Origin of the sequence: Streptomyces sp. NBC_00414 (assembly GCF_036038375.1) — a bacterium.
Taxonomy (GTDB): domain Bacteria; phylum Actinomycetota; class Actinomycetes; order Streptomycetales; family Streptomycetaceae; genus Streptomyces.
On the sequence record NZ_CP107935.1, the window covers coordinates 3,522,175 to 3,548,358 of the forward strand.

24 protein-coding genes are annotated in these 26,184 nt (G+C 70.8%); 15 read left to right on the top strand and 9 right to left on the bottom strand.

The window, feature by feature from the left end; all coding sequences use genetic code 11:
* Positions 1 to 105 precede the first annotated feature (105 nt).
* The 7 genes from mce to OHS59_RS14965 all read left to right on the top strand — a co-directional run bounded on the left by mce (position 106) and on the right by OHS59_RS14965 (position 9,922).
* Entirely contained in the window at positions 106 to 546 is a 441-nt protein-coding gene (gene mce, locus OHS59_RS14935; protein WP_328493889.1) for a methylmalonyl-CoA epimerase, read from the top strand.
* Between the two features lie 231 nt (positions 547 to 777).
* Positions 778 to 4,626, top strand: a complete 3,849-nt coding sequence (gene scy / locus OHS59_RS14940; protein WP_328493890.1) for a polarized growth protein Scy — start codon at positions 778 to 780, stop codon at positions 4,624 to 4,626.
* Between the two features lie 183 nt (positions 4,627 to 4,809).
* Positions 4,810 to 5,745, top strand: a complete 936-nt coding sequence (locus OHS59_RS14945; RefSeq protein ID WP_107021278.1) for a cellulose-binding protein — start codon at positions 4,810 to 4,812, stop codon at positions 5,743 to 5,745.
* Between the two features lie 214 nt (positions 5,746 to 5,959).
* Entirely contained in the window at positions 5,960 to 6,958 is a 999-nt protein-coding gene (locus OHS59_RS14950; protein ID WP_328493891.1) for an ABC transporter ATP-binding protein, read from the top strand.
* A 4-nt stretch (positions 6,959 to 6,962) separates the two neighbouring features.
* Complete coding sequence (locus OHS59_RS14955; RefSeq protein WP_328493892.1) at positions 6,963 to 7,733, top strand: ABC transporter permease; 771 nt, start codon at positions 6,963 to 6,965, stop codon at positions 7,731 to 7,733.
* 111 nt (positions 7,734 to 7,844) lie between these two features.
* Positions 7,845 to 9,080 carry an ABC transporter ATP-binding protein gene (locus OHS59_RS14960; RefSeq protein ID WP_328493893.1) on the top strand — a complete coding sequence of 412 codons (1,236 nt, stop codon included), beginning with the start codon at positions 7,845 to 7,847 and terminating at the stop codon, positions 9,078 to 9,080.
* Entirely contained in the window at positions 9,077 to 9,922 is an 846-nt protein-coding gene (locus OHS59_RS14965; protein ID WP_328493894.1) for an ABC transporter permease, read from the top strand. The genes OHS59_RS14960 and OHS59_RS14965 overlap by 4 nt, the downstream gene beginning before the upstream one ends.
* Before the next feature lie 57 nt (positions 9,923 to 9,979).
* On the opposite strand, the gene OHS59_RS14970 is transcribed toward OHS59_RS14965, so the two are convergent.
* Entirely contained in the window at positions 9,980 to 10,309 is a 330-nt protein-coding gene (locus OHS59_RS14970) for an ATP/GTP-binding protein (protein WP_328493895.1), read from the bottom strand.
* A 218-nt stretch (positions 10,310 to 10,527) separates the two neighbouring features.
* Here OHS59_RS14970 and OHS59_RS14975 point away from each other — a divergent pair, with 218 nt between their 5' ends.
* Positions 10,528 to 11,556, top strand: a complete 1,029-nt coding sequence (locus tag OHS59_RS14975) for an LLM class flavin-dependent oxidoreductase (RefSeq protein WP_328493896.1) — start codon at positions 10,528 to 10,530, stop codon at positions 11,554 to 11,556.
* 151 nt (positions 11,557 to 11,707) lie between these two features.
* On the opposite strand, the gene OHS59_RS14980 is transcribed toward OHS59_RS14975, so the two are convergent.
* A complete protein-coding gene (locus OHS59_RS14980) occupies positions 11,708 to 12,100 on the bottom strand; it encodes an SCO5389 family protein (RefSeq protein ID WP_107021284.1) in 393 nt (130 codons plus the stop codon).
* Between the two features lie 288 nt (positions 12,101 to 12,388).
* Here OHS59_RS14980 and nucS point away from each other — a divergent pair, with 288 nt between their 5' ends.
* Positions 12,389 to 13,060: an endonuclease NucS gene (nucS, locus tag OHS59_RS14985; protein ID WP_328493897.1), complete on the top strand. Its 672-nt coding sequence runs from the start codon at positions 12,389 to 12,391 to the stop codon at positions 13,058 to 13,060.
* A 93-nt stretch (positions 13,061 to 13,153) separates the two neighbouring features.
* Here nucS and OHS59_RS14990 read toward each other — a convergent pair whose 3' ends face one another.
* The 4 genes from OHS59_RS14990 to OHS59_RS15005 form a co-directional block, all read right to left on the bottom strand.
* Positions 13,154 to 15,742 (bottom strand): ATP-binding protein, encoded by a 2,589-nt coding sequence (locus OHS59_RS14990; RefSeq protein ID WP_328493898.1) that lies wholly within the window; start codon positions 15,740 to 15,742, stop codon positions 13,154 to 13,156.
* A gap of 319 nt (positions 15,743 to 16,061) precedes the next feature.
* Complete coding sequence (locus tag OHS59_RS14995) at positions 16,062 to 16,385, bottom strand: STAS domain-containing protein (RefSeq protein ID WP_328493899.1); 324 nt, start codon at positions 16,383 to 16,385, stop codon at positions 16,062 to 16,064.
* A gap of 184 nt (positions 16,386 to 16,569) precedes the next feature.
* Entirely contained in the window at positions 16,570 to 17,418 is an 849-nt protein-coding gene (locus OHS59_RS15000) for a 3-hydroxyacyl-CoA dehydrogenase family protein (protein ID WP_328493900.1), read from the bottom strand.
* 236 nt (positions 17,419 to 17,654) lie between these two features.
* Positions 17,655 to 18,296, bottom strand: a complete 642-nt coding sequence (locus OHS59_RS15005; protein ID WP_328493901.1) for a TetR/AcrR family transcriptional regulator — start codon at positions 18,294 to 18,296, stop codon at positions 17,655 to 17,657.
* Positions 18,297 to 18,386: 90 nt separating this feature from the next.
* Here OHS59_RS15005 and OHS59_RS15010 point away from each other — a divergent pair, with 90 nt between their 5' ends.
* Genes OHS59_RS15010 through OHS59_RS15020 form a run of 3 tightly spaced genes read left to right on the top strand, consistent with a single transcriptional unit; the run spans position 18,387 to position 20,525 of the window.
* Positions 18,387 to 19,169: an ABC transporter ATP-binding protein gene (locus OHS59_RS15010; RefSeq protein WP_328493902.1), complete on the top strand. Its 783-nt coding sequence runs from the start codon at positions 18,387 to 18,389 to the stop codon at positions 19,167 to 19,169.
* 20 nt (positions 19,170 to 19,189) lie between these two features.
* Entirely contained in the window at positions 19,190 to 19,939 is a 750-nt protein-coding gene (locus tag OHS59_RS15015) for an ABC transporter permease (protein WP_328499212.1), read from the top strand.
* 13 nt (positions 19,940 to 19,952) lie between these two features.
* Positions 19,953 to 20,525 (top strand): cob(I)yrinic acid a,c-diamide adenosyltransferase, encoded by a 573-nt coding sequence (locus tag OHS59_RS15020; RefSeq protein WP_328493903.1) that lies wholly within the window; start codon positions 19,953 to 19,955, stop codon positions 20,523 to 20,525.
* Between the two features lie 98 nt (positions 20,526 to 20,623).
* Here the strand turns inward: OHS59_RS15020 and OHS59_RS15025 are convergent, their stop codons facing one another.
* A complete protein-coding gene (locus tag OHS59_RS15025) occupies positions 20,624 to 21,187 on the bottom strand; it encodes a hypothetical protein (RefSeq protein ID WP_328493904.1) in 564 nt (187 codons plus the stop codon).
* Positions 21,188 to 21,349: 162 nt separating this feature from the next.
* Here OHS59_RS15025 and OHS59_RS15030 point away from each other — a divergent pair, with 162 nt between their 5' ends.
* The 3 genes from OHS59_RS15030 to OHS59_RS15040 all read left to right on the top strand — a co-directional run bounded on the left by OHS59_RS15030 (position 21,350) and on the right by OHS59_RS15040 (position 25,167).
* Positions 21,350 to 22,570: a sensor histidine kinase gene (locus OHS59_RS15030; protein WP_328493905.1), complete on the top strand. Its 1,221-nt coding sequence runs from the start codon at positions 21,350 to 21,352 to the stop codon at positions 22,568 to 22,570.
* Positions 22,567 to 23,208, top strand: coding sequence for a response regulator transcription factor (locus OHS59_RS15035; protein ID WP_328493906.1), 642 nt, complete (start codon positions 22,567 to 22,569; stop codon positions 23,206 to 23,208). Before OHS59_RS15030 ends, OHS59_RS15035 begins: the two co-directional genes overlap by 4 nt.
* Positions 23,209 to 23,313: 105 nt before the next feature.
* Positions 23,314 to 25,167: a glycoside hydrolase family 18 chitinase gene (locus OHS59_RS15040; protein ID WP_328493907.1), complete on the top strand. Its 1,854-nt coding sequence runs from the start codon at positions 23,314 to 23,316 to the stop codon at positions 25,165 to 25,167.
* A 47-nt stretch (positions 25,168 to 25,214) separates the two neighbouring features.
* On the opposite strand, the gene OHS59_RS15045 is transcribed toward OHS59_RS15040, so the two are convergent.
* Entirely contained in the window at positions 25,215 to 25,661 is a 447-nt protein-coding gene (locus tag OHS59_RS15045; protein WP_328493908.1) for a DUF2550 domain-containing protein, read from the bottom strand.
* Between the two features lie 128 nt (positions 25,662 to 25,789).
* Positions 25,790 to 26,164, bottom strand: a complete 375-nt coding sequence (locus tag OHS59_RS15050; RefSeq protein WP_107021294.1) for a F0F1 ATP synthase subunit epsilon — start codon at positions 26,162 to 26,164, stop codon at positions 25,790 to 25,792.
* Positions 26,165 to 26,184: the final 20 nt, after the last annotated feature.

A 26,184-nucleotide genomic window follows, 5' to 3' on the forward strand; every position in this document is an offset into this window, starting at 1 on the left:
AGGGTTTACCAAAGAAGGTACTGAGCGGTAGGCCAGCCGTCATCCGGCCCGTCGTGTGATCGCGCGCACGTTGCGTAACCGCCGTCGGAGCGCTGCACTGACAGCATGCTGACGCGAATCGACCACATCGGGATCGCCTGTTTCGACCTCGACGCGACCGTCGAGTTCTACCGGGCCACGTACGGCTTCGAGGTGTTCCACTCCGAGGTCAACGAGGAACAGGGCGTGCGCGAGGCCATGCTCAAGATCAATGAGACCTCCGACGGAGGCGCCTCCTACCTCCAGCTCCTGGAGCCCACCCGCGAGGACTCCGCGGTGGGAAAGTGGCTGGCCAAGAACGGTGAGGGCGTACATCACATCGCCTTCGGCACGGCGGACGTGGACGCGGACGCGGCCGGCATCCGGGAGAAGGGCGTACGAGTGCTGTACGACGAGCCGCGCAAGGGTTCGATGGGCTCCAGGATCACCTTTCTGCACCCGAAGGATTGCCATGGCGTCCTGACAGAACTGGTCACTTCGGCGCCAGTTGAGTCACCTGAGCACTGACCTCCGTATATCTGGGCCGGTAGGGTTGGGCACGGCCGTCGCCTCTTCGGGGCGGTCCGGGTCCTCATCGTCAGGATCCGAGGGCCGGGGTCCAGGTTTCGGGGGACGAGCGTCGGGGGAGCAGCCCGTGCTCCGCCGTTGATCTGACACCATTCCCCGGGGGCCCTGTCCGGCGGATGGACGGTGCTCGTTTGGAGAGACTTGCGACCAGGGGACGGATGGGACCGCGCAGTGCGGGGCTACGAACGCCAGGAGCGAGAGCCGGCGGCTGACGTCGACCACCTCTCTCGGTTCGAGGCCGAGATGGAACGGCTGAAGACCGAGCGGGAGAAGGCCGTCCAGCACGCCGAGGACCTCGGCTATCAGGTCGAGGTGCTGCGCGCCAAGCTGCATGAGGCGCGCCGCAGTCTGGCGACCCGGCCTGCCTACGACAGCGCCGACATCGGCTATCAGGCCGAGCAGATGCTCCGTAATGCCCAGATCCAGGCCGAATCGCTGCGCCAGGACGCCGAGCGGGAGCTGAGCCAGGCCCGCGCGCAGACGCAGCGGATCCTCCAGGAGCACGCGGAGCAGGCCGCCCGTCTCCAGGCGGAGCTGCATCAGGAGGCGGTCACCCGCCGCCAGCAGCTCGACCAGGAGCTGGCCGAGCGCCGGCAGAGCGTCGAGTCGCACGTCAACGAGAACGTGGCGTGGGCCGAGCAGCTGCGCGCCCGCAGCGAGCAGCAGGCCCGCCGGCTGGTCGACGAGTCGCGCAGCGAGGCCGAGCAGGCCCTGGCCGCCGCCCGCGCCGAGGCCGAGCGGGTGGCCGCCGAGACCCGCCAGCGCCTGCAGAGCGACGCCGAGCGGGCCCGCTCGGAGGCCGAGGCGCTGCTGCGCCGGGCCCGCACCGACGCCGAGCGGCTGCTGAACGCGGCCTCGACGCAGGCCCAGGAGGCCACCGAGCACGCCGAGCAGCTGCGCAGCTCGACCGCGTCCGAGTCGGACAACGCCCGCCGCCAGGCCGGCGAGCTGAGCCGCTCCGCCGAGCAGCGCATCAACGAGGCCGAGGCGGCACTGCGCGAGGCGCGGGCCGAGGCGGAGAAGGTCCTCGCCGAGGCCAAGGAGGTCGCGGCCAAGACGCTCGCCGGCTCGGAGTCGGCGAACGAGCAGCGCACGCGTACGGCCAAGGAGCAGGTCGCCCGGCTGGTCGGCGAGGCCATCAAGGAGGCCGAGACCACCAAGGCCGAGGCCGAGCAGATCGTCGCGGACGCCCGCACCAAGGCCGAGAAGATCACCGCGGAGGCCGAGGAGAACGCCCGCAGCCTCACCGCCGAGGAGACCGCCTCCCAGCTCGCCAAGGCGGCCCGTACCGCCGAGGACGTCCTGAACAAGGCGTCCGAGGAAGCCAAGACCACCACCAAGGCCGCCTCCGAGGAGGCCGAGCGCATCCGTGCCGAGGCCGAGGCCGAGGCGGACCGGCTGCGCGCCGAGGCGCACGACATCGCCGAACAGCTCAAGGGCACGGCGAAGGACGACACCAAGGAGTACCGCGCCAAGACGGTCGAGCTGCAGGAGGAGGCGCGCCGGCTGCGCGGCGACGCCGAGCAGCTGCGCGCGGACGCCAACGCCGAGGGCGAGCGGATCCGCTCCGAGGCCCGGCGCGAGGCCGTCCAGCAGATCGAGGAGGCGGCCAGGACCGCCGAGGAGCTGCTGTCCAAGGCGAAGGCCGACGCGGACGAGCTGCGGTCGAACGCCACGACGGAGAGCCAGCGGGTCCGTACCGAGGCCATCGAGCGCGCGACGACGCTGCGCCGTCAGGCCGAGGAGACCCTGGAGCGCACCCGTGCGGAGGCCGAGCGGCACCGTACGGAGGCCGTCGAGCAGTCCGAGGAGATCAAGGCGGACGCCGAGCGGGCCGCCGGCGAACTGCACGAGGAGACCGAGCGGGCCATAGCGGCCCGGCAGGCCGAGGCGGCCGAGGGGCTGACCCGGCTGCACGCGGAGGCCGAGGAGCGCCTCGCCTCCGCCGAGCAGGCGCTGACAGACGCCCGCGCCGAGTCCGAGCGGATCCGCCGCGAGGCGTCCGAGGAGATCGACCGGCTGCGCGCCGAGGCCGCCGAGCGGATCCGTACGCTCCAGGCGCAGGCCGAGAAGGAGGCCGAGCGGCTGCGCGACGAGGCCGCGTCCGACGCCTCCGCGTCGCGTGCCGAGGGCGAGTCCATCGCCGTACGGCTGCGTTCGGACGCCGCCTCGGAGGCCGAGCGGCTGAAGTCGGAGGCCCAGGACACCGCCGACCGCGTACGGGCGGAGGCTCAGGCCGCCGCCGAGCGGCTGGCCACCGAGGCCGCCGAGGCGCTGTCCGCGGCCCAGGAGGAGGCGGCCAGGCGCCGCCGCGAGGCCGAGGAGCTCCTCGGTGCCGCGCGCCAGGAGGCCGACCAGGAGCGCGAGCGGGCCCGCGAGCAGAGCGAGGAGCTGCTCGCGTCGGCGCGCAACCGCGTGGAGGAGGCCCAGACCGAGGCCGTACGGCTGGTCGAGGAGGCGGACCGCCGGGCGACCGAGATGGTGTCGGCCGCCGAGCAGACCGCACAGCAGGTGCGCGACGCCGTGGCCGGGCTGCACGAGCAGGCCCAGGAGGAGATCACGGGCCTGCGCAGCGCCGCCGAGCACGTGGCGGAGCGCATGCGCACCGAGGCGCAGGAGGAGTCCGACCGGGTCCGCGCCGACGCGTACGCGGAGCGGGAGCGGGCGACCGAGGACGGCAACCGGATCCGGCGCGAGGCGCGGGGCGAGGCGGAGGCCGCCAAGTCGCTGGCGGAGCGCACGGTCTCGGAGGCGATCGCGGAGTCCGAGCGGCTGCGTGCGGACGCCTCGGAGTATGTGCAGCGGGCGCGTACGGAGGCTTCGGACGCCATCGCGTCGGCCGAGCAGGACGCCTCGCGTTCCCGGGCCGAGGCACGGGACGACGCCAACCGCATCCGGTCGGACGCGGCGACGCAGGCGGACACCCTCATCACCGAGACGACGGCCGAGGTGGAGCGGCTCACCGCGGAGACGAACCAGGAGGCGGAGCGCGTCCGCGCCGAGTCCGTGGCGAAGGCCGAGAAGCTGATCTCGGACGCGACGGGCGACGCGGAGCGGCTGCGCGCCGAGGCGGCCGACACGGTCGGCTCCGCGCAGCAGCACGCCGAGCGGATCCGGTCGGAGGCGCAGCGCTTCAAGGCCGAGGCCGCCGCGGAGGCCGACCGCCTCATGTCGAACGCCCGCGACGAGGCCGACGACACGCTGGACAAGGCGCGCAAGGAGGCCAACAAGCGGCGTTCCGAGGCGGCCGAGCAGGTCGACAAGCTGATCACGGAGACGACCGCCGAGGCGGACAAGCTCCTCTCGGAGTCGCAGCAGAGCGCGCACAAGACCACCGCGGACGCCGAGGCGCAGGCCGACACGATGGTGGGCGCCGCGCGCAACGAGGCGGAGCGGCTGCTCTCCGAGGCGACGGTCGAGGGCAACTCCCGGGTGGAGCGGGCCAGGACGGACGCCGACGAGCTGCTGATCGGCGCGCGCCGGGACGCGACGGCCATAAGGGAGCGTGCCGAGGAGCTGCGCGACCGGATCACCGGTGAGATCGAGGAGCTGCACGACCGGGCCCGCCGGGAGTCCGCCGAGACGATGAAGGCGGCGGGCGATCGGTGCGACGCGCTGATCAGGGCCGCCGAGGACCAGCTGAAGGAGTCCGAGGCGAAGGCCAAGGACCTCGTGTCGGAGGCCAATTCCGAGGCGAGCAAGGTCCGTATCGCCGCGGTGAAGAAGGCGGAGGGGCTCCTCAAGGAGGCCGAGCAGAAGAAGGCCGCGCTCATCGCCGAGGCCGAGGGCATCAGATCCGAGGCGGTGCGGGAGGCGCGGGCCGCGGTCGAGGAGGGCAAGCGGGAGCTGGAGGTGCTGGTCCGCCGCCGGCAGGACATCAATGCCGAGATCTCCCGTGTCCAGGACGTCCTGGAGGCGTTGGAATCCTTTGAGACGCCGTCGAGTGGCAAGGACGGGGGCGTCAAGGCGGGCGCGGCGGCCGGTGCGACCCGTTCGGGTGGCAAGCCGTCCGAGGGCTAGCCAGATGGGCAACTTCCGTGCATGCCGGGGGGCTTCAGTGAAGCTCCCTGGCAAGCGTTCCGGCCGTTAGCCACCAAAAAGGGTGTCATTCTCCATATCAATCGGGCTACTGCTCGATGACACACCGTTTTGGCCCCTAGGATTCCACCTATCACCTCACCGGTCTCATTCGACAGGAACCCCATGAGCGACACTTCCCCCTACGGCTTCGAGCTTGTGCGGCGTGGGTACGACCGCGCTCAGGTGGACGAACGCATTTCGAAGCTCGTCTCCGACCGTGACAGCGCTCTGGCCCGTATCACTGCTCTCGAAAAGCGCATCGAGGAACTCCATCTCGAAACGCAGAACGCCCAGGCCCAGGTAAGCGACGCCGAGCCGTCGTACGCCGGCCTCGGCGCCCGCGTCGAGAAGATCCTCCGCCTCGCCGAGGAGGAGGCCAAGGACCTGCGCGAGGAGGCCCGCCGCGCGGCGGAGCAGCACCGTGAGCTCGCCGAGTCGGCGGCTCAGCAGGTGCGCAACGACGCGGAGTCGTTCGCCGCGGACCGCAAGTCCAAGGCGGAGGACGAAGGCGTCCGGATCGTCGAGAAGGCCAAGACGGACGCCTCCCAGCTCCGTCAGGAGGCGACGAAGGACGCCCAGTCGAAGCGCGAGGAGGCGGACGCCCTCTTCGAGGAGACCCGTGCGAAGGCCGCGCAGGCCGCCGCCGACTTCGAGACGAACCTCGCCAAGCGTCGCGAGCAGTCCGAGCGTGACCTGGCCTCGCGTCAGGCCAAGGCCGAGAAGCGTCTCGCGGAGATCGAGCACCGCGCGGAGCAGCTGCGGCTCGAAGCCGAGAAGCTGCGTACGGACGCCGAGCGTCGTGCTCGTCAGACCGTCGAGACGGCTCAGCGGCAGGCCGAGGACATCGTGGCCGACGCGAACGCCAAGGCCGACCGGATCCGTTCCGAGTCCGAGCGGGAGCTTGCGGCTCTCACGAACCGGCGTGACTCGATCAACGCGCAGCTCACGAATGTTCGCGAGATGCTCGCGACGCTCACGGGGGCGGCTGTGGCTGCCGCCGGTTCGCCCGCCGAGGACGAGCCGATCACCCGTGGGGTGCCGGCTCAGCAGTCCCGGTAGTCGACCGTACCGTCCCGGTACCTACGGGTTTGTGGGGATCTGCGGACCGGCTGTGGCTGGTCGCGCAGTTCCCCGCGCCCCTTACGGGGCTGTGGCTGGTCGCGCCCACCCGGCGGAGCCGCACATCGATACGGCCCCGCGCCCCTTGCGGGGCACCTCCGAAGCCCTCTGCCTTGAAGTGGCAGGGGGCTTTGTTGCGTCTTAGCGTGGGCGCATGATCGAGGTTGATGGGCTGACCAAGCGGTACGGCGAGAAGATGGCGGTGAACCATCTGACGTTCGCCGTGCGGCCGGGCATCGTCACCGGGTTCCTGGGGCCCAACGGAGCCGGGAAGTCCACGACGATGCGGATGATGCTCGGGCTCGACCGCCCGACCGCGGGTGACGTCCGGATCGACGGGCAGCACTACGACCGGCTCAAGGACCCGCTGACGTACATCGGCGCGCTCCTCGACGCCAAGGCCATGCACGGCGGTCGCAGCGCCTTCAACCACCTCCTGTGCCTCGCGCAGAGCAACGGCATCCCGCGGAGCCGGGTGCACGAGGTCCTCGACACCGTCGGCCTCACCTCGGTGGCGAAGAAGAAGGCCAAGGGTTTCTCGCTCGGGATGGGCCAGCGGCTCGGCATCGCGGGCGCGCTGCTCGGCGACCCCCGGATCCTGATGTTCGACGAGCCGGTCAACGGGCTCGACCCCGAGGGCATCCACTGGATCCGGAACCTGATGAAGTCCCTCGCCGCCCAGGGCCGTACCGTCTTCGTCTCCTCGCACCTGATGAGCGAGATGGCGCTGACCGCCGACCACCTGGTCGTGATCGGCCAGGGCCGGCTGCTCGCGGACACCTCCATGGCCGACTTCATCCGGGAGAACTCCCGGTCGTACGTGCGCATCCGGTCGCCCCAGCGGGAACTGCTGCTCGACGTGCTGCACCGGGCCGGAATCGTCGTCGTGGAGAACGGCGTCGGGACGCTGGAGGTGGACGGGCACCGGCCCGAGGACATCGGTGAGCTGGCCGCCGAGCACCGGATCGTGCTGCACGAGCTGAGCCCCCAGCAGGCCTCGCTGGAAGAGGCGTTCATGCAGCTCACGGCGGAGTCGGTCGAGTACCACGCGCACGCCGACACGCCTTTCGGCGACCTGCCTCCCACCGCCGCGCCGCCCCCGCACGGCGGACAGCCGGGACCTCGGTGGGGCAACGACTGGAAGAAGGGCTGATTCCATGGCCGCGACCCAGGTCCTGAGGTCCGAGTGGACCAAGATCCGGTCGGTGGCGTCCACGTTGTGGACGCTGAGTCTCGCCGCCGTGGTGACCGTCGTGCTCGGTGCGCTGATCTCGCTGCTGTCCAAGAACGAGTTCGACAAGATGGACGCGAAGGACCGGCTGTCCTTCGACCCCACGTACATCAGCTTCGCGGGGATGAGCCTGGGTCAGCTGGCGATGATCGTGTTCGGCGTGCTGGTGGTGTCCAACGAGTACAGCACCGGCATGATCCGCACCTCGCTCTCCGCCGTCCCGCAGCGCGGCACGTTCCTCTTCAGCAAGATGGCGGTCGCGACCGTGCTGGCCTTCCTCGTGGGCCTCGTGACCAGTTTCGTCGCCTTCTTCCTCGGCCAGGCGATGCTCGGCTCGCACAAGGCGGCGATCGGCGACCCGGGCGTCCTGCGCGCGGTCATCGGCGGCGGCCTCTACATGACCCTCATCGCCGTCTTCTCGATGGGCGTCGCCACGATGCTCCGCAGCCCGATGCTGTCCCTCGGCATCCTGATGCCGTTCTTCTTCCTGATCTCCGCCATCCTCGGAAACGTCCCGGCCACCAAGAAGATCGGCCGGTTCCTGCCCGACCAGGCCGGCAGCAAGATCATGCAGGTGGTCACCCCGCTCGACGACGACGTACCGTACGGGCCCTGGGGAGGGCTGGGCATCATGGTGCTGTGGGTGGTCCTCGCGGTGGCCGGCGGGTACGCGCTGCTCAAGAGGCGGGACGCGTAGCCTGCGGTTTTTTTACCCGGTCTTGAGGGGAACCGTCAGCGCCCCGATATCCTCCTAACCCTTACGGGGGCGTGTGCCCCGACGTCCTGAACCTTTCGATGGGTGCGGAGAATGATCGAGGCAGTCGGCCTGACGAAGCGCTACGGCGACAAGACGGCCGTGTACAACCTTTCCTTCCAGGTCAGGCCGGGCTCCGTCACCGGCTTCCTCGGCCCCAACGGGTCGGGCAAGTCCACGACCATGCGGATGATTCTCGGACTCGACAACCCCACCGCGGGCCAGGTGACGATCGGCGGCTACTCGTACCGCAAGCTGCCCAACGCCCCGCGCCAGGTCGGCGCGCTGCTCGACGCCAAGGCCGTGCACGGCGGCCGGCACGCCCGCAACCACCTGCTGTGCCTGGCTCAGCTGTCGGGCATCCCCGCCCGCCGGGTGGACGAGGTGCTCGGTGTCGTCGGGCTCCAGGACGTGGCGAAAAAGCGCTCCAAGGGTTTCTCGCTCGGTATGGGCCAGCGACTCGGCATCGCGGCCGCGCTGCTCGGCGACCCGCAGGTGCTCCTCTTCGACGAGCCGGTCAACGGACTCGACCCCGAGGGCATCCTCTGGGTGCGCAACCTGATGAAGTCGCTGGCCGCCGAGGGCCGGACCGTCTTCGTCTCCTCGCACCTCATGAGCGAGATGGCCGTCACCGCCGACCACCTCATCGTGATCGGCCGCGGCCAGCTGCTCGCCGACATGAGCGTCCGCGACTTCATCTCGCACAACTCCGCCGACTTCGCGCGGGTGCGCACCCCCGGGACCGACCCCGCCCAGCGCGAGAAGCTGACGGCCGCGCTCACGGAGGCGGGCGGCCAGGTGATGCCGGAGCAGGACGGCGGCCTGCGCGTCACCGGCCTGCCGCTGCCCCGCATCAGCGACCTCGCCCACGACGCGGACGTACGCCTGTGGGAGCTCTCCCCGCACCAGGCCTCGCTGGAGGAGGCGTACATGCGGATGACGCAGGGCGCCGTCGACTACCGCTCCACCACCGACCAGCGCGCGGGCCTCCAGCAGCAGCTGCCGCCGGGAGCGATGCCGCCGCCGCAGATGCCGGTGCCGGGACAGGGCCAGCCGGGCTGGTACGCGCCGCCGCCGCCCCAGCAGGGCGGGCAGCCCTTCGCGATGCCCCAGGGACAGCCCCCCGCGGGCCCCTACGGCGCTCCGGGCGCCCCGGGCGCGGGAGAGCCCAACCCGTACGCCCAGCCCGCCCAGCCCGCTCCTGCGCAGTCCGCTCCCGTGGAGCCGCCCGCCGTCGCGCAGCCCTCCCCCGCCGCCCCCGACCTGACCAAGCCCGAGGACGCCCGATGAGCACGCCCCAGCCGCAGTCGCCGCAGCAGGCCGCCCCTGCCCCGAACTGGCAGTCGGGTCCCGGGACTTCGTACACCTCGCCGATTCCGGTCACGCGCACCCACCTGGGGCACGCGCTCACCTCGGAGTGGACGAAGATCAAGTCGGTGCGCTCCACGATGTGGACGCTCGGCGTCTTCCTGCTCCTGGTCGTGGGCATCGGCCTCCTCGTCGCCGCCCAGACGAACGACAACGACTACGCGGACGTCCCGTACACGATCCCCGCCTTCTTCGGGCTGATCCTCGGGCAGATCTGCCTGATCACCCTGGGCGTGCTGGTGGTCTCGTCCGAGTACGGCACGGGCATGATCCGTACGACGTTCACGGCCTCGCCCCAGCGCCACCGGGTGCTCACCGCCAAGCTGGTGATCTTCTTCCTCGTCGCGTTCGTGGTGTCGGCGGTCGCCATCGGGTTCGTCGGCCTGATCACCTCGGGCATGCACGGCGGGGCGTCGGACAACAAGTGGGGCGGGACCGTCCTGATGGGCGCGCTCTACGTGTCGCTGCTCGGCGTGCTCGCGCTCGCCGTGGGCTCGATGCTGCGGCACTCCGCGGGCGCGATCACCGCGATGCTCGGCCTGGTGCTCGTGCCGGCCATCCTGCCCGCGTTCCTGCTGATGTCCGAGAGCCTGCGCTCGCTCGGCGAGAAGATGACCGAGTACAACGCTCCGAACGCGCTCGCCAAGATCTTCGAGCTCGACTCCGAGAACGGCAGCGGCGGCTCGCAGCTCATCCTGCTCGTCTGTGTGACCGCGGCGGCCGTCGCGGGCGCCTACGCGCTCCTTGAGCGCCGGGACGTCTGACCGACCGGACGCGGAAGACACAGGAGGCCGAGCGAACGCGGAGGCTGCGCCCCGGCCTCAGAACCTCGGCGCGTTCCGGGACCGCTGCACCCTCGTGGTGCGGCGGTCCTTCGCGTTCCAGCACGACTTGTGCCAGTGGCGCCGCTCGTCCACACCGGAGTGCTCGGGCCAGGCCACCACGTGCGGGACGCCGGAGGGGATCTGCTGGTCGCAGCCCGGGCAGCGGTAGGTCTTGCCCTGCGCGCTCGCGCCCGCCACGTGCCGCACGCTCCACGACTCGCCCTGCCAGCTCTCCGCCGACTGCCAGCCGCCGTACCGGTCGGACGGATCCTCGTCCGCGCTCCGGCCTGAGCCATCGGCGTGGGGACGGTTGCGACGCGGGGACACAGGACACCTCACGGAGCTATACAGGGAGTACGGGCTGCCTCCAGCCTACGCGGCGCTCCCAGGGGTACACGTACGTCACCAATCCCCACAGATCCCCCGCACGGTCGGCTCATTCTGCAGACAATCCGCCAATCTCCCCGCCAGGCCGTGTCCTTGGCACGTGTCAGACGGTTATGCGGGATGGGGGAGCCTCGTCGGCACAAGGAGGCAGGAGTGCGATGCGCGTAGGAAGTTTCGTTCTGGCGGCCCAGTTTCCCGGTCAGGGACAGGGCGAGGCGCTGCACCGCGCGGTGCGGTCGGCGGAGGTCGCCGAGGAGGCCGGGCTCGACACGGTGTGGCTGGCGGAGCACCACTTCGTGCCGTACGGGACGTGTCCGTCGGCCGTGACGCTCGCGGCGCTGCTGCTCGGGCGCACCCGCCGGATCCGCGTGGGCACGGCGGTCAGCGTGCTGCCCACCGTGCACCCGGTGGCGCTCGGCGAACAGGCGGCGCTGCTGCACGTGACCTCGGGCGGGCGCTTCTCGCTCGGGGTGGGCCGCGGCGGGCCGTGGGTCGACCTGGAGGTCTTCGGAGCGGGCCTCGAAGCGTACGAACACGGGTTCCCGGAGTCACTCGACCTGCTGATGCGCTGGCTGCGCCGCCCGGCCGTGGCGGGCGGCTCCGAGCGCTTCGACTTCCGCGAAGTGACCGTCGTACCGAGGCCGTCGGAGGCCCTGTCGGGCGGTGAGAGCCCGGAGGTCATCGTCGCCTGCACCTCGCCTTCGAGCGTCAGGATGGCCGCCGAGCGCGGGCTGCCGATGCTTCTCGGCATGCATGTGGGGGACGAGGAGAAGGCCGAGATGGTCGCACTGTGGCGGACGTCCGCGCTCGCCGCGGGGCACTCCCCCGACGAGATCGCGACCGCCGCCCATGTCTCGGCCGGGGTCGCGCAGATCGCGGACCGGCGGACGGACGCCGTCGAGACGCTCCAGAAGGCCATGCCGGGCTGGCTCAGGCAAGGACTCGAAGCCCATGTGACGGTGGACGACCGCGCGCGCTCGATGCGCGATCCGCTGGCCTACACCGAACTCCTCTGCGGGCTCCACCCGGTGGGCACCCCCCGGCTGTGCGCGGACCGCCTCGCGGCGACCTCCGAGCGCACGGGGATCACCCGCTTCGCCCTCCTCGTCGAGGGCTCCGGCGACCTGGCCGCCACCGAGGAGAACGTACGGCGGCTGGGGGGCGAGGTACTGCCACGGCTCCGGTGAGCCGTGGATCCGCGCACCGGTCCGAGGCCGCGACGCCCCGGGCCTGTGCGGCCCGTGGCCCGGGCCGCACAGGCCCGGGCCACGGAAGCCTGCCGCTCCCGTACAGAGCACCTCCCGCGTACGGAGCGGCAAGCCGTGCGGCGTCAGCGCATCAGCAGTCCCGGAATTCCGGTGACTGGTTCAGCAGTTGACTGCGCACCGACGTGAAGCGGGTCAGGGTGTCGTCCACCGAGCCGTCCAGCGGGAACACTGCCACCCGGTGGCAGTTCTGGAAGGCCAGCCGCACCCCGAAGTGCCGCTGCAACGCACCTCGTATCGCGTCACTCGCGAGGGCACGCAGCAGCTGGCCCCGCGCCTGCTCGTCCGGCGGCGGCGTCTGGTTGTCGGCGAAGTTGCCGCCGTCCACCTTCAGCTGGGCCACCAGGGAGCTGATCATCTCCCATGCGTAGGGCAGGGAGGTCCGGACGCAGTCGACGAATTCCGCTTCGTCGACCTCGCCTCGCTCGGCCTTTTCGAGTAGGGCCGGTGAGACGTCCAGCGACATGGGTTCTCCTCTCGCACCCCCTCGGCAGAGGGGGTTGACGGACAGGGAAGGAGACCGCGATGGCGAACACGCTGAGTACATGCATCGCGACCTCCCGTTTACACGGTAGGCAACTGTTCGTGGCCGCACCAGGACATTGGGCACACAGTGAAGACCCGACGTGCACACAACCGGCCACTTTCGAACAGGGCTTATCCGGGGAAACAGGGGCGACAGGAAAGGCTGCCGGGCGGCGAGCCTCCTGGGCGGATCGCGCCGACCCGTGCCGGTCGAGTAGCGTTGCCGACCATGCGTCTCGTCATTGCCCGCTGCTCCGTTGACTACGCGGGCCGGCTCACCGCCCATCTCCCGTCGGCCCCCCGCCTCATCCTCGTGAAGGCCGACGGCAGTGTCTCGATCCATGCGGACGACCGGGCCTACAAGCCCCTCAACTGGATGTCGCCGCCCTGCACCCTGAAGGAGGGCTCGGGGGACGACGAAGGCATCTGGACCGTCATCAACAAGGCGGGCGAGAAGCTCATCATCACGATGGAGGAGGTCCTCCACGACTCCTCGCACGAGCTCGGCGTCGACCCCGGCCTCATCAAGGACGGCGTGGAAGCGCACCTCCAGGAGCTGCTCGCCGACCGCATCGAGATCCTCGGTGAGGGCTACACGCTGATCCGCCGCGAGTACATGACGGCCATCGGCCCGGTCGACATCCTGTGCCGCGACGCGGCCGGCGGGACCGTCGCCGTGGAGATCAAGCGGCGCGGCGAGATCGACGGCGTGGAGCAACTGACGCGCTACCTGGACCTGTTGAACCGCGACCCGCATCTCGCGCCGGTCCGCGGCGTCTTCGCCGCCCAGGAGATCAAGCCCCAGGCCCGCGTCCTCGCCACGGACCGGGGCATCGGCTGCACGGTCCTCGACTACAACGCGATGCGGGGCATCGAGGACGACAAGCTGCGGCTGTTCTGACCCCGGCCGAAGCGCTTCGCACGGTATGACGGTGGGCCGGGACCTGTGACAGGTCCCGGCCCACCGTCATGTCGTGGCCTGCGTGTCCGCGCCTCAGATCACCGTCGGCGACCCGGGTGCGCCGCTGTCCGCCGGGTTGCTCGCGGAGCTGCTCGTGGCGGGGCTGGACGCGGGGCCGCTGGCCGAGTCGGAGGTCGAAGGGGTGGACGGCGGTGGCTCGCTGGGCTCCCCGGAGGGATCGGGGCCGGTCGGCGTCGGAGTCGGCGTCGGGCTCGGCGGCTTCGTGGTGTCCGACGGCTTCGGCGAGGTCGGCGGCTTCGTGGACGACGGCGGCTTCGTCGTGGACTTGGTCGGGCTCGGCTCCTTCGACCCGCTCGGGTCGTCCGACGGCTCGCCGGTCGACGTCGGTGTCGGGTCGTCCGAGGTCCCGAGGACGCCGTCCTCGCCCGGGTCGGTCGGGCGGGCCGTCGAGTCCGCGTCGCTGCTGCCCTTCTTCGGCCGGTCCGCGCCCAGTCCGCCGCCGCCGTCGTCGTCCGCGCTGGCCGACGGGGTGACGGCGACCTTCTCCGCCGGGGCGTCGTCGTCGGGGTTGGAGGTCGCGCCGAGCGTCACCACCGTGCCGAGCACGGCGGCGAGCAGGGCGCCCGCCCCGGCGGCCACCAGATTGCGCCGGGTGCCGTTGACCAGGCCCTTGACCCCGCCGGGCTTCGCCGAGGAGGCGGGCCCGGTGCGGTGCGTGATCAAAGTGGCGGGCTCACCGGGCCCCTGCAGCGAGGGGACCGGCACGAGGGCGGCCGGTACGCCGCCGGGCGGGGACGCCGACTCCTCGTACCGCGCGTCGGGCACCTCCTCGCCGGAGGTCGAGCCGATCGCCGCGGGCAGTGCCGGGAGCCCCTGCCCGGGCGAGACCGGGAGGCCGGAGAGGCCCGAGCGGTCCGCGACCAGTGCCAGGGCGCGCCTGCCCGCCACGGTGCCGCGCTTGTCGGCGAGGGCGCCGCGCAGGCCGACGGATGCCTCCAGTTCGGCGCGGGCCCGGTCGAGCTGTCCGCCGCAGAGCGCGAGGACGCCCAACTCGTGGTGGAAATAGGCTTGATCCGAGACCTGGCCGGCGAGCCGGGCGGCCTCGCTCCCGGCGCGCAGCGCACGCTCCCAGGCGCTCCAGTGCAGTCCCGCGGCGAAGGCGGGCGCGGCCGTGCGGGCCAGCTCCACCGCTGTGGCGTTCTCCTCGGCCGGCGGCACCGTGAGCGGCACCAGGGCGGCCAGTGCGGCGAGCACGGCGTCCGCCTCGGCCGAGACCCGCTCCGGGGTGACGGACGGGTGCCCGGCCCACCAGGCGTAGTGCCGGGCGGCGGCGCGGGCGGTCTCCTCGGCGTCCGAGGCGTACCCGGCGGCCTCCAGCTGGGTCTGCACGCCGGCCGCGAGCCGGTAGTGCGATCCGACCGGTGTGACGAGCGCGCAGCCGACGAGTTCCGCGAGGGCGGCGTCCGCGTGCGTGTGCCCCACGATGGCGGGCAGATGCGCCTGGTGCGGCACCTCGCCGCCCAGCGCGACGGCGAAGCGCAGGGTGGCGCGGGCCGACTCGCTGAGCCGGGAGGCGAGCAGCGCGGCGGGCGCGGCACCCTCGGCGAGCGAGGGCAGCGGCACCTCCTGGCCGTCCTCGGCGTCGGAGGGCGCGTCGGCGGGAGAGTCGTGGTGCGCGTCCGCGGGCGCGTCGTCGGAGTAGGGGTCGTCGGAGTAGCGGCCGAACTCGTCGAACGCGTCCGGGTCGGTGCTCAGCTGGTCGCGCTGCCGCAGCAGGGCGCCGGCCTGGACGAAGCGCAGCGGGAGTCCCTCGGACTCGAACCAGAGGTCGCCCGCCCAGTTGGCCTCCGCCTCGGTCAGGACCCGGCCGACGGCACGCTCCAGCAGTTCGAGCCCGCCGCCGCGGCCGAGACCGCCGAGGAAGACCTCTTCGAGGAGCGAGTCGGCGGACGGTGCGGCGATCTCGGGTGTCGCGGAGACCAGGAAGGCGCACTCGGGTGTGGCGTCGAGCAGGTCTTCGAGCGCGCTGCCGCCGAACTCCACGTCGTCCAGGACGACGACCGCGCCGATCTCGTGCACGAGCGCGAGCAGTTCGGCCTGTTCCGGCCGGTACAGCGGAGCGTCGTAGACGGCGGCGAAGAGGTCGTGCAGCAGATCGTCCGCCGTACGGCGGTGGCCGCTGAGGCGGACCACCCCGTCGGGCGCGAGGTCCGCGCAGTCGTCGGCGACGGCGTCCAGGAGAACGGTGCGTCCCGAGCCCGAGGGCCCGGTGAGCCGTACGGAGCGGCCTCGCGCGAGCAGCCGTACGAGCCGCTCACGCTCCTCCTGGCGCTCCAGGAGCGGCAGTCCGGGCCCCGGTGCCCCGGGCGGTACGGGCGGCCGTGCCGCGCGGGTCTGCTCGGTCCGCTCGGTGGCGCTGAACTTCGTGGGCCGCGGTGGCCGCTCGCCCGGCGGGCAGAGCTCGATCTCGCTGCCGTCGACGGGATTGACGGTGAGCAGATGGTCGCCCGCGACAAGTTGGACGGTGCGCGCCAGTGCGGGTGTGTGCTGGACGCCCCCCTGCCCCAGCGCGTGCGCCAAAGGCTCGCGCGGTGGGCGCTGTCTTGGCGCCGAGCCGTCGTCGTGGCCGTACTCTTCGGGTCCCCGGTTTGTCGGGTCCATAGGTCCAAGCCCCCCAAAAGCGTCGTGTGCCGAGCCCCTCCCGGCCTGCCGCACACTGCGCTGTCGCTTCTGGTCCGGTGCCCACTCACGGGTTCATCAAGACGCGGGCACGCGAACCCTAAACCTTCGCACAGTATCTACGAACACACGGGGTACCGCGCCGTCCGAGACGTCACAGCTTCGTGAGGATTGTTCGCGAGGTACGGGTTTCGTACGCCGCTTCCCATCCGATCTTCGCCGTTTGCGGCAGTTACGCGGAGCCACGTGCGGAGAAGGCCGGATCACCGCCGGATGCCGTGCCGGGTGTCACGGCGGGGCGTCACACCCTGGGCAGTGATTCGACCCCGATGCCGCCTTCGATGGCCAGGATGCGGTGGAGGCGGGTGGCCACCAGCAGGCGCTGCATCTGCGGCGGGACGCCGCGCAGCACAAGCCTTCGGCCGCACCGCCCCGCCCGCCGGTGGGCCCCCATGATGACACCGAGCCCGGTGGCGTCCCAGGAGTCCAGCTCTGACAAGTCGAGCACCAGGTCGCCGACGCCGTCGTCGATGGCCGAGTGCAGGACCGTACGGGCGTCCGCCGCGCTGCGTACGTCGAGGCGGCCCCCGACGACCAGCTCGGCGTGGTCGCCCCTGATGTGCATATGCGCTCCCCGAGAGTGCGTATTTTCGTACTCGGCGTCTTCGTCGTGTCCTGTTGTCAGGTGTTGCCAGGACTGACTGCAGTACCGGGGCAGAAGTTGCCCTCTGTGAGCGAACCGATACCCAAATCACCCTGACGAGTGACAGCGTGACGGATCGTGGTTCACCACAGAGTCAGTACGTGCGTCAGTACGTGTAGAAGCCCTGCCCGCTCTTGCGTCCGATGTCACCGGCGTCAACCATCCGGCGCATCAGTTCGGGCGGGGCGAACTTCTCGTCCTGGGACTCGGTGTAGATGTTGCTCGCCGCGTGCAGCAGGATGTCGACACCCGTGAGGTCGGCGGTGGCGAGGGGTCCCATGGCGTGACCGAAGCCCAGCTTGCAGGCGAGGTCGATGTCCTCGGCGGTGGCCACGCCCGACTCGTACAGTTTGGCCGCCTCGACGACGAGGGCCGAGATGAGCCGGGTGGTGACGAAGCCGGCCACGTCGCGGTTGACGACGATGCAGGTCTTGCCGACCGACTCGGCGAACTCCCGCGCGGTCGCGAGTGCTTCGTCGCTGGTCTTGTAGCCGCGGACCAGCTCGCAGAGCTGCATCATCGGCACCGGTGAGAAGAAGTGGACGCCGACGACCCGCTCCGGGCGCCCGGTGGCCGCCGCGATCTTGGTGATCGGGATGGCGGAGGTGTTGGAGGCGAGTACGGTCTCGTCCTTCACCAGCCGGTCGAGCGCACGGAAGATCTCGTGCTTGACTTCCAGCTTCTCGAACACGGCCTCGACGACGATGTCGACGTCGGCGACCGCGTCCAGGTCGGTGGTCGTGCTGATGCGGCCCAGCGCCTGCCCGGCCGCGTCGGCGTCCAGCTTCCCCTTGCTCACGAACTTGTCGTACGAGGCCTTGATGCCGTCGGTGCCACGGGTCAGCGCCTCGTCGGTGACATCCCGCAGGACGACGTCCCAGCCGGCCTGTGCGGCGACCTGGGCGATACCGGACCCCATGAGTCCGGCCCCGATGACGGCGAGCTTCCCTGCCACTGTCCGACTCCCTGCTGCTTCTTCCCGGGGGTCGCGTCCGTGCGGCCACCGCCGCGCGACCCCGGACCCCGGACGGCGGAAGGCCGACCGGGACGACTGGCGTTGACATCGCGAGACAGCCCCGAACAACGCGCCTTCGAGTTGCCTCTCCGGCGGACCATAGCGCTCGTGAGGTGCCGTGTGACCGGTAAGTAATGCGCGTCACGTCTCATCTGACGGACATCACACCGGGCGGCTCATTCCGGCGCCCGTACGGCGTAGTTGAGGACCTTCTCGCTCAACAGTTCCTCCATGCCGTCCAGGAGCCTCAGCACCTCGCGGGAGACGTCGGCCGGATCCCGCCCGGCGACCATCTCACGGCCGACGGTGCTCATGACCGTCTGGTGGAGCCAGCCGATCTGCCCCGCCATCAGCCCGGGGGTCGGATCGTCGGGGGCCGCGCCCGTCTCCTCGCGCAGGGTGTCCGCCAGGTGGTCGTGGACCTCCTGCTGCAGGCTCCACAGGCGGGAGCGGAGCGCGGGCGCGTCGTGGATGACCCGCATGAAGCGGTCGTAGCCCTCCATCAGGCCGACCCGCGGCGAGACCGCCTCGACCTCCTCGCGCAGTTCGCGCAGGACGGCGGCGGCGGCCGACTCACCGGGATCCCGGCCGCGCACCCAGCGCGAGAGCCGGTCGATCACACCCTTGCTGCGGTCGAAGAAGAGGTCTTCCTTGGCCGGGAAGTAGTTGTAGACGGTGTTCACGGACACGTCGGCGGCGTCCGCGACGTCGACCATCGTCACGGTGACGAAACCGTGCTCCAGGAACAGCCCCGTGGCGATGTCCGAGATGCGCTGCCTGGTCTCGCGCTTCTTCCGCTCCCTGAGCCCCTCTGCCATGGGCTCATCGTAGGCCGGACCCGGATTTATTGGACTCTCTTAAACTTTGGTGGCATTGCAAAATTTGAGTCCCTCTGTTTTTCTTGGCGCATGCCCATCATCAGCACGGCCGGCCTGGCCCGGACCTTCCAGACCAAGCGCGGCCCCGTCGAGGCGGTCCGCGGCATCGATCTCACCGTCGCGCCGGGCGAGATCCTCGGCCTCCTCGGCCCGAACGGCGCGGGCAAGACGACCACGCTCCGCATGCTCACGACCCTGCTGGCGCCCACCGGCGGCGCCGCCACCGTCGCGGGCCACGACCTGGCCGGCGACCCGGCGGGAGTGCGCCGCGTGTGCGGGTACGTGGCGCAGTCGGGCGGGGTCGACCCCCAGGTCTCCGTACGCGAGGAACTGGTCACGCAGGGGCGCCTCTACCGGCTGACGAAGCGGCAGGCCATTGAGCGCGCCGAAGAATTGGCCCGCGATCTCGACCTGACCGAACTCCTCGACCGCAGGACCTCGGCGCTCTCCGGAGGCCAGCGCCGCCGGCTCGACATCGCGCTCGGCCTCGCCCACCGCCCGAAGGTGCTGTTCCTCGACGAGCCGACCACGGGTCTCGACCCGGCGAGCCGTGCGGACCTCTGGGACCTCGTGCGGCGTCTGCGCGACGAGTACAGCACCACGGTCCTGCTCACCACGCACTACCTCGACGAGGCGGACGCGCTCGCCGACCGGCTCGTGATCGTCGACGGGGGTGTCGTGGTGGCGGAGGGCACGCCGAGCGCGCTCAAGCTCCGATACGGCGGATCGATCGACGCGACGCTCCAGGACACGTTCCTGGCGATCACCGGCCGCGCCCCGGAGAAGACCGACGCCACCCCCGCGACCATCTGACCGCCGAGGACGTGATCGACATGCTGCTCCAGGACATCGCGCTGATCTTCGGGCGCTATCTCCGCCAGACCCTGCGCTCCAAGTTCGCGATGCTCTTCGGCGTGCTGATGCCGCTGCTGTACCTGCTCTTCTTCGGGCCCCTGCTCACCGACCTGCCGCTGGGTGGCGGCGGGAGTTCCTGGCAGGTCCTGGTACCCGGTCTGCTGCTCCAGCTCGGCCTGTTCGGCGCCGCGTTCGCCGGATTCATGATCATCGTCGAGAAGAACCACGGGGTGGTGGAGCGGATGCGTGTCACCCCGGTCAGCCGGCTCGCGCTGCTGCTCGGCCGGGTGCTGCGCGACACAACGGTCTTCGTCCTCCAGGCGGTTCTGCTGGTCCTGGCCGCCCTGGTGATGGGCCTGCGCGCACCCGTCGCGGGCATCCTGATCGGCTTCGCCTTCGTCGCGCTCCTGACCGTCTCGCTGGCCTCACTGTCGTACGCGCTGGCCATGCGCGTCAGCTCGCCCCACACGTTCGGCCCGACCGTCAACGCGCTGACCATGCCGTCCATGCTCCTGTCCGGCCTCATGCTCCCCATGTCGCTGGCACCCGGCTGGCTGGACGCCCTCTCGCACGTCATGCCGTTCCGGTACCTGGTGGACGCGATGCGGGACGCGTACGTCGGCTCGTACGCCACCGCCTCCATGGCGTACGGGGTCCTCGTGGCCGTCGGCTTCGCGGGACTCGCCGTGACAGTGGGCACACGCGTGTTCCGAACGGCCGGGGCGTAACTACGCTGGTCGCATGGTCAATCTGACGCGCATCTACACCAGGACCGGCGACCGGGGCACCACGGCCCTCGGCGACATGAGCCGCACCGCGAAGACGGATCCGCGGATCTCGGCGTACGCCGACGCCAACGAGGCGAACGCGGCCCTCGGCACGGCGATCGCCCTCGGCGACCTCGACGAGGAGATCGTGAAGGTCCTCTCCCGCGTCCAGAACGACCTGTTCGACGTGGGTGCGGACCTGTCGACCCCGGTCGTCGAGAACCCCGAGTTCCCGCCCCTGCGCGTCGAGCAGTTCTACATCGACAAGCTGGAGGCGGACTGCGACCGCTTCAACGAACGGCTGGAGAAGCTCCGCTCCTTCATCCTCCCCGGCGGCACCCCCGGCGCGGCCCTCCTCCACCAGGCGTGCACGGTGGTCCGCCGGGCGGAACGCTCGACGTGGGCGGCCCTGGAGTCCCACGCCGAGGTCATGAACCCCCTCACAGCGACCTACCTCAACCGCCTCTCGGACCTCCTCTTCATCCTGGCAAGGACTGCCAACAAGGAGATCGGGGACGTGCTGTGGGTCCCGGGCGGCGAGCGCTGAGCGCGTCTTCTTGAGGGCGCGGCGAACGGCGCAATCTTTTGGGGGCGCGGGGAACGGCGCAGTCTTTTCGCCCTTCAGGGGCCCGGCGAACGGCCCCGTCACCGTTTCGTCAGGCTCCCCGCCACGGACTCCGGCGCCTTCTTCGGGAACACCAGATACGTCAACGCGATCACCCCGTGAATCCCAGCGGCGCGCCACGCCACATACCGCCAACTCTCCAGTGAGGACACCCGCCCCGGGTCACCGACATACCAGATCGCGATCTGAAGCAACCCCGTGGCGACGGCAGCCGCCACCACCGTGCCGAGCCACACCACCCCCTCGTGCCGAGCCCGGGCCATCCCGTACTTCGGCGGTCCGGCCGGTCGAGGCGCCCCCGCAAGCCGGTGCGCCGCATGTCCGTCGAGCCACTTCACGGTCCGGTGCCCGTGCCCGACGGTGTACCCGATGTAGAGCGCGGCCAGCCCGTGCGTCCAGTTCGGCTCGGCCCCGGCCTTGAGGTCCAGCGCGGTGACCACCAGCAGCACGACCTCCAGCAGGGGCTCGCACAGCAGCAGGGCCAGCCCGGTGCGGGGCATCCTCAGCAGATAGCGGAAGGCCAGGCCCGCGGCCAGCAGCACCCAGAAGCCGACCTCGCACACGGCGATCAGCGTGACGATCACGACGAACTCCTCTCGGTCACCCTTCCAGGTTCGCGAAAGAACGACCGAAGATCGTCGTCGGCGATGACGAACCGGCACTGCATCCTTCGATGTACTCGGACGTGCGCACGGACCGTTCTCCAGGATCAGGCGACGAGCGGGCACTGCGTGTTGGATGGAGTCATGCCCGTACGACTCCCCCGCCCGCACCGCGACGACGTGCGCATCGCGCTGGCGGGACTGCTCGGCGGACTCCTCCTGTGGGCCGCGGGGCTCGGCACCCGCCCGGAGTCCGACCCGATCGTGCTCTGGTCGGGGCGCTGGCCGATCCTGCTGCCGCTCGTCGTCATCGCCGGCTGCGAGCTGCTGCGCCGGACCCACCCGCGCACGGGCCTGCTGGTGGGTGTCGCCGCACTGACCCTCGACACCGTCACGCAGGGCAGCCTGGCGACCGTCGTGATGTTCACGGACCTGGTGTACGCGGCCGTCCTGTACGGGCAGCCCGCCACGGCCCGCCGCGTCCTGTGGATCAGCGGGGCACTCACGGTGCTGGGCACCGTGGTGCCCTTCGCCGTCCTGCGGGTACCGGAAGCCCTGCTCATCGGCGTGGTCATCGGTGTCGTGTCGTTCACGCCCGGCGCCACCGGCTGGGTCGTACGCAACCACCGCGACGCCGCCGAGGCCGCCCGGCTGCGCGCCGAACAGACCGCCCTGCTCGCCGAGATCGACCGCGTCCAGGCGGTCACCGCCGAACGCGCCCGGATGGCGCGGGAGTTGCACGACATGGTGGCCAACCACCTGTCGGCGATCGCCATCCACTCCACGGCCGCACTCTCCCTCGACGACCCGGACACCTCGAAGCAGGCGCTCGGGGTGATCCGCGAGAACAGCGTCGAGGGCCTCGCCGAGATGCGCCGCCTCATCGGCATCCTGCGCGACAGCAGCGGCGACACCGAGCCGGCCGCCGCGCCCACCCTGGACGGGCTCGGCTCCCTCGTGGAGCACGCCCGCGGCAACGGCCTCGACGTCGGCCTCGACTGCGCCCACACCGCGCTGCCGGCCCCGGTCGAGCTGGCCGCCTACCGCATCGTGCAGGAATCCCTGACCAACGCCCTCAAGCACGCCTCCCCCGGCCGGGTCACGGTCTCCCTCGTCCAGCGCGACCACGCCCTGGACGTGACCGTGACCAGCCCCTTCGGCGACGTCCGGGACGACGGCCCGCGCGCCCCCGGCTCGGGCGCGGGCCTGATCGGGATGCGCGAGCGGGTCGCCCTGCTCCAGGGCACGTTCGAGGCCGGACCCGAGGGCGCGACCGGCGCCGGCACCTGTGCCGAAGACACGGCGGGCGGCGGGACCTGGACGGTCCGCGCCACCCTCCCGATCACCGAAGGAGAAACCGCATGATCCGTGTGCTCGTCGCAGAGGACCAGGCCGCCGTACGCGCCGGGCTCGTCCTCATCCTGGGCAGCGCCCCCGACATCGAGGTGGTCGGCGAGGCCGGGGACGGCGAGCGGGCGGTCGCCCTGGCCAGGGAACTGCGGCCCGACCTCGTCCTGATGGACATCCAGATGCCCCGCCTCGACGGCGTCTCCGCCACCCGCCAGGTCGTCGCGGAGAACCTCGCCGACGTCCTCGTACTGACCACCTTCGACCTCGACGAGTACGTGTTCGGCGCGCTGCGCGCGGGCGCCGCGGGCTTTCTGCTGAAGAACACCGAGGCCCGTCGACTCCTCGACGCGGTCCGCACCGTGGCGGGCGGTGAGGGCCTGATCTCGCCCGCGGTCACCCGCCGGCTGATCGCCGAGTTCGCCGCGCGTCCCGTGCGTGAGCCGTCGGCCGACCCGTCCGTCCTCGACGCGCTGACCCGGCGGGAACGGGAGGTCCTCTCCTGCCTCGGCGAGGGCATGTCCAACGCGGACATCGGGGTACGTCTCGACATGGCCGAGGCCACCGTGAAGACGCACGTCAGCCGCCTGCTGGGGAAGCTTGAGCTGCGCAGCCGGGTGCAGGCGGCGGTGCTGGCCCAGGAGTTGGGCGTGTAACAAGTAGTCACACCAACCCCCACAGTGGTCTGGACCTATTGACCTATGGTCCAGACCTTTCTATTGTCCTGCGCACCTCATAAAACTCCCCCCAAGGAGACGCGGATGCGCCTCGGACACAAGCGCCTAGGACACCGATTCGGACACAGAGCCGTGGCGGGGCTCACCACCCTGCTGCTGCCGTTCGCCGCCCTGGTCGGGCTCGCGAGCCCCGCCTCCGCCGCCACGTCGGCGACCGCCACCTACGCCAAGACTCAGGACTGGGGCACCGGCTTCGAGGGCAAGTGGACCGTCAAGAACACCGGCACCACGGCCATCAGCTCCTGGACCGTCGAGTGGGACTTCCCCTCGGGCACCTCGGTCACCTCCGCCTGGGACGCCGACGTCACCAGCTCCGGCACGCACTGGACCGCCAAGAACAAATCCTGGAACGGCACCCTCGCACCGGGCGCCTCCCTCTCCTTCGGCTTCAACGGCTCGGGCACCGGCTCCCCCGCCAACTGCAAGCTCAACGGCGGCAGTTGTGACGGCGGCCCCACGGTCCCCGGCGACAACGCGCCCTCCGCCCCGGGCAAGCCGACCGCCTCCGACATCACCAACACCTCGGTGAAGCTGGCCTGGAGCGCGGCCACCGACGACAAGGGCGTCAAGAACTACGACGTCCTGCGCGACGGCGCCAAGGTCGCCACGGTGACCGGCACCTCGTACAGCGACACCGGCCTGACCGCCGGCACCGACTACTCGTACACCGTGCAGGCCCGTGACACCGCCGACCAGACCGGACCGGTCAGCGGCGCGACCGCCGTGCACACCACCGGCGGCACCACCGACCCGCCGCCCACCGGCGACAAGGTCAAGCTCGGCTACTTCACCGAGTGGGGCGTCTACGGGCGCAACTACCACGTGAAGAACCTGGTCAGCTCCGGCTCCGCGTCGAAGATCACCCACATCAACTACGCGTTCGGCAACGTCAAGGGCGGCAAGTGCACCCTCGACGACGCCTACGCGGCCACCGACAAGGCGTACACCGCCGACCAGTCCGTCAGCGGCACCGCCGACACCTGGGACCAGCCCCTGCGCGGCAACTTCAACCAGCTGCGCCAGCTGAAGGCCAAGTACCCGCACATCAAGGTGCTGTGGTCGTTCGGCGGCTGGACCTACTCGGGCGGCTTCGGTGAGGCCGCGGCCAACCCGGCCGCCTTCGCCGCCTCCTGCAAGGCCCTCGTCGAGGACCCGCGCTGGGCCGACGTCTTCGACGGCATCGACATCGACTGGGAGTACCCGAACGCCTGCGGCCTGAGCTGCGACACGTCCGGCTTCAGCTCCTTCAAGACGCTCAGCCAGGCGCTGCGCACCGAGTTCGGCTCCAACTACCTGGTCACCGCGGCCATCACGGCGGACGGTTCCTCCGGCGGCAAGATCGACGCGGCCGACTACGGCGGCGCCTCCGCGAGCCTCGACTGGTACAACGTGATGACGTACGACTACTTCGGCGCCTTCGACGCGGACGGTCCCACCGCCCCGCACTCGCCGCTGACCTCGTACAGCGGCATCCCGGCGGCCGGCTTCAACTCGGCCGACGCGATCGCCAAGCTCAAGAGCAAGGGCGTACCCGCGAAGAAGCTGCTGCTCGGTATCGGCTTCTACGGGCGCGGCTGGACCGGCGTCACCCAGGCCGCCCCCGGCGGCTCCGCCACCGGCGCGGCACCCGGCACGTACGAGGCGGGCATCGAGGACTACAAGATCCTCAAGAACTCCTGCCCCGCCACCGGCACCATCGCCGGTACGGCCTACGCGTTCTGCGGCAACAACTGGTGGAGCTACGACACCCCGGCCACCATCGGCTCCAAGATGACCTGGGCCAAGAACCAGGGCCTGGGCGGCGCGTTCTTCTGGGAGTTCAGCGGTGACACCACCAACGGCGAACTGGTGACGGCCATCAACAACGGCCTCAACTAGCAACCCCGCGGCCCCGAACGACAACCGCCCGGGCAGCGAGTGAATGGCTAAGCCACATTCACTCGCTGCCCGGGCGGCGCGGCTTCCAGCCAGGCAAGAAACCCGGTCAGCGCGTCCTCGCTCATGGCGAGTTCGAGCCGCGTACCGCGATGGACACAGGCCAGGATGATCGCGTCGGAGAGCAGCGCCAGCTCCTCCTCGCCCTCGGGAGCGCGCCGGCCGGCCACCTCGATCGCCGAGCGCTCAAGAACACGACGCGGCCGAAGCGCGTACGAGAAGACCCGGAACCACTCGATCCGGTCACCGCTGTAGCGGGCGATGCCGTAGCCCCACCCCTTGCCACTGGTGTCGGTCTTCTCCGGGACGTCCCACCGGAGGCTGCAGTCGAAGGTGCCGCCCGAGCGCTGGATCACTCTGCGACGCAGGCCGAAGACGAAGAGTCCGAGGGCCACCAGTACTACTACCGACCCGACCACAGTCAGAGCGAGGACCATCGACACCGACCTCCTCGTCTCCTAGGTAACGGAAAGGAAAAAAGCACCCGCATCGCCTCAGCCGCGACCCGGTCCGGAAAAGCTCCGGTCCTGGCCGCGGCTGAGTCACTTCCTGTGGCGCGCTGGTTTCAGTGCGCCGACACCGCCCGCAGTCGGACGTCCGCGCGACGCTCGGCGGACGCGTCGGCGTCCGACTTCGCACGCTCGAACGCCCGCTCCGCACGCTGGACGTCGATCTCGTCCGACAGCTCGGCGATCTCGGCCAGCAGGGACAGCTTGTTGTCCGCGAAAGAGATGAAACCGCCGTGCACCGCGGCGACGACCGTTCCACCATCACTCGTACGGATGGTCACCGGGCCCGACTCCAGCACACCGAGCAGCGGCTGGTGACCGGGCATGACGCCGATGTCGCCGGACGTGGTACGCGCGACGACCAGGGTGGCCTCGCCGGACCAGACACTGCGGTCCGCGGCGACGAGCTCGACATGCAGCTCAGCAGCCAAGGTGGGCTCCTCGGGTCACC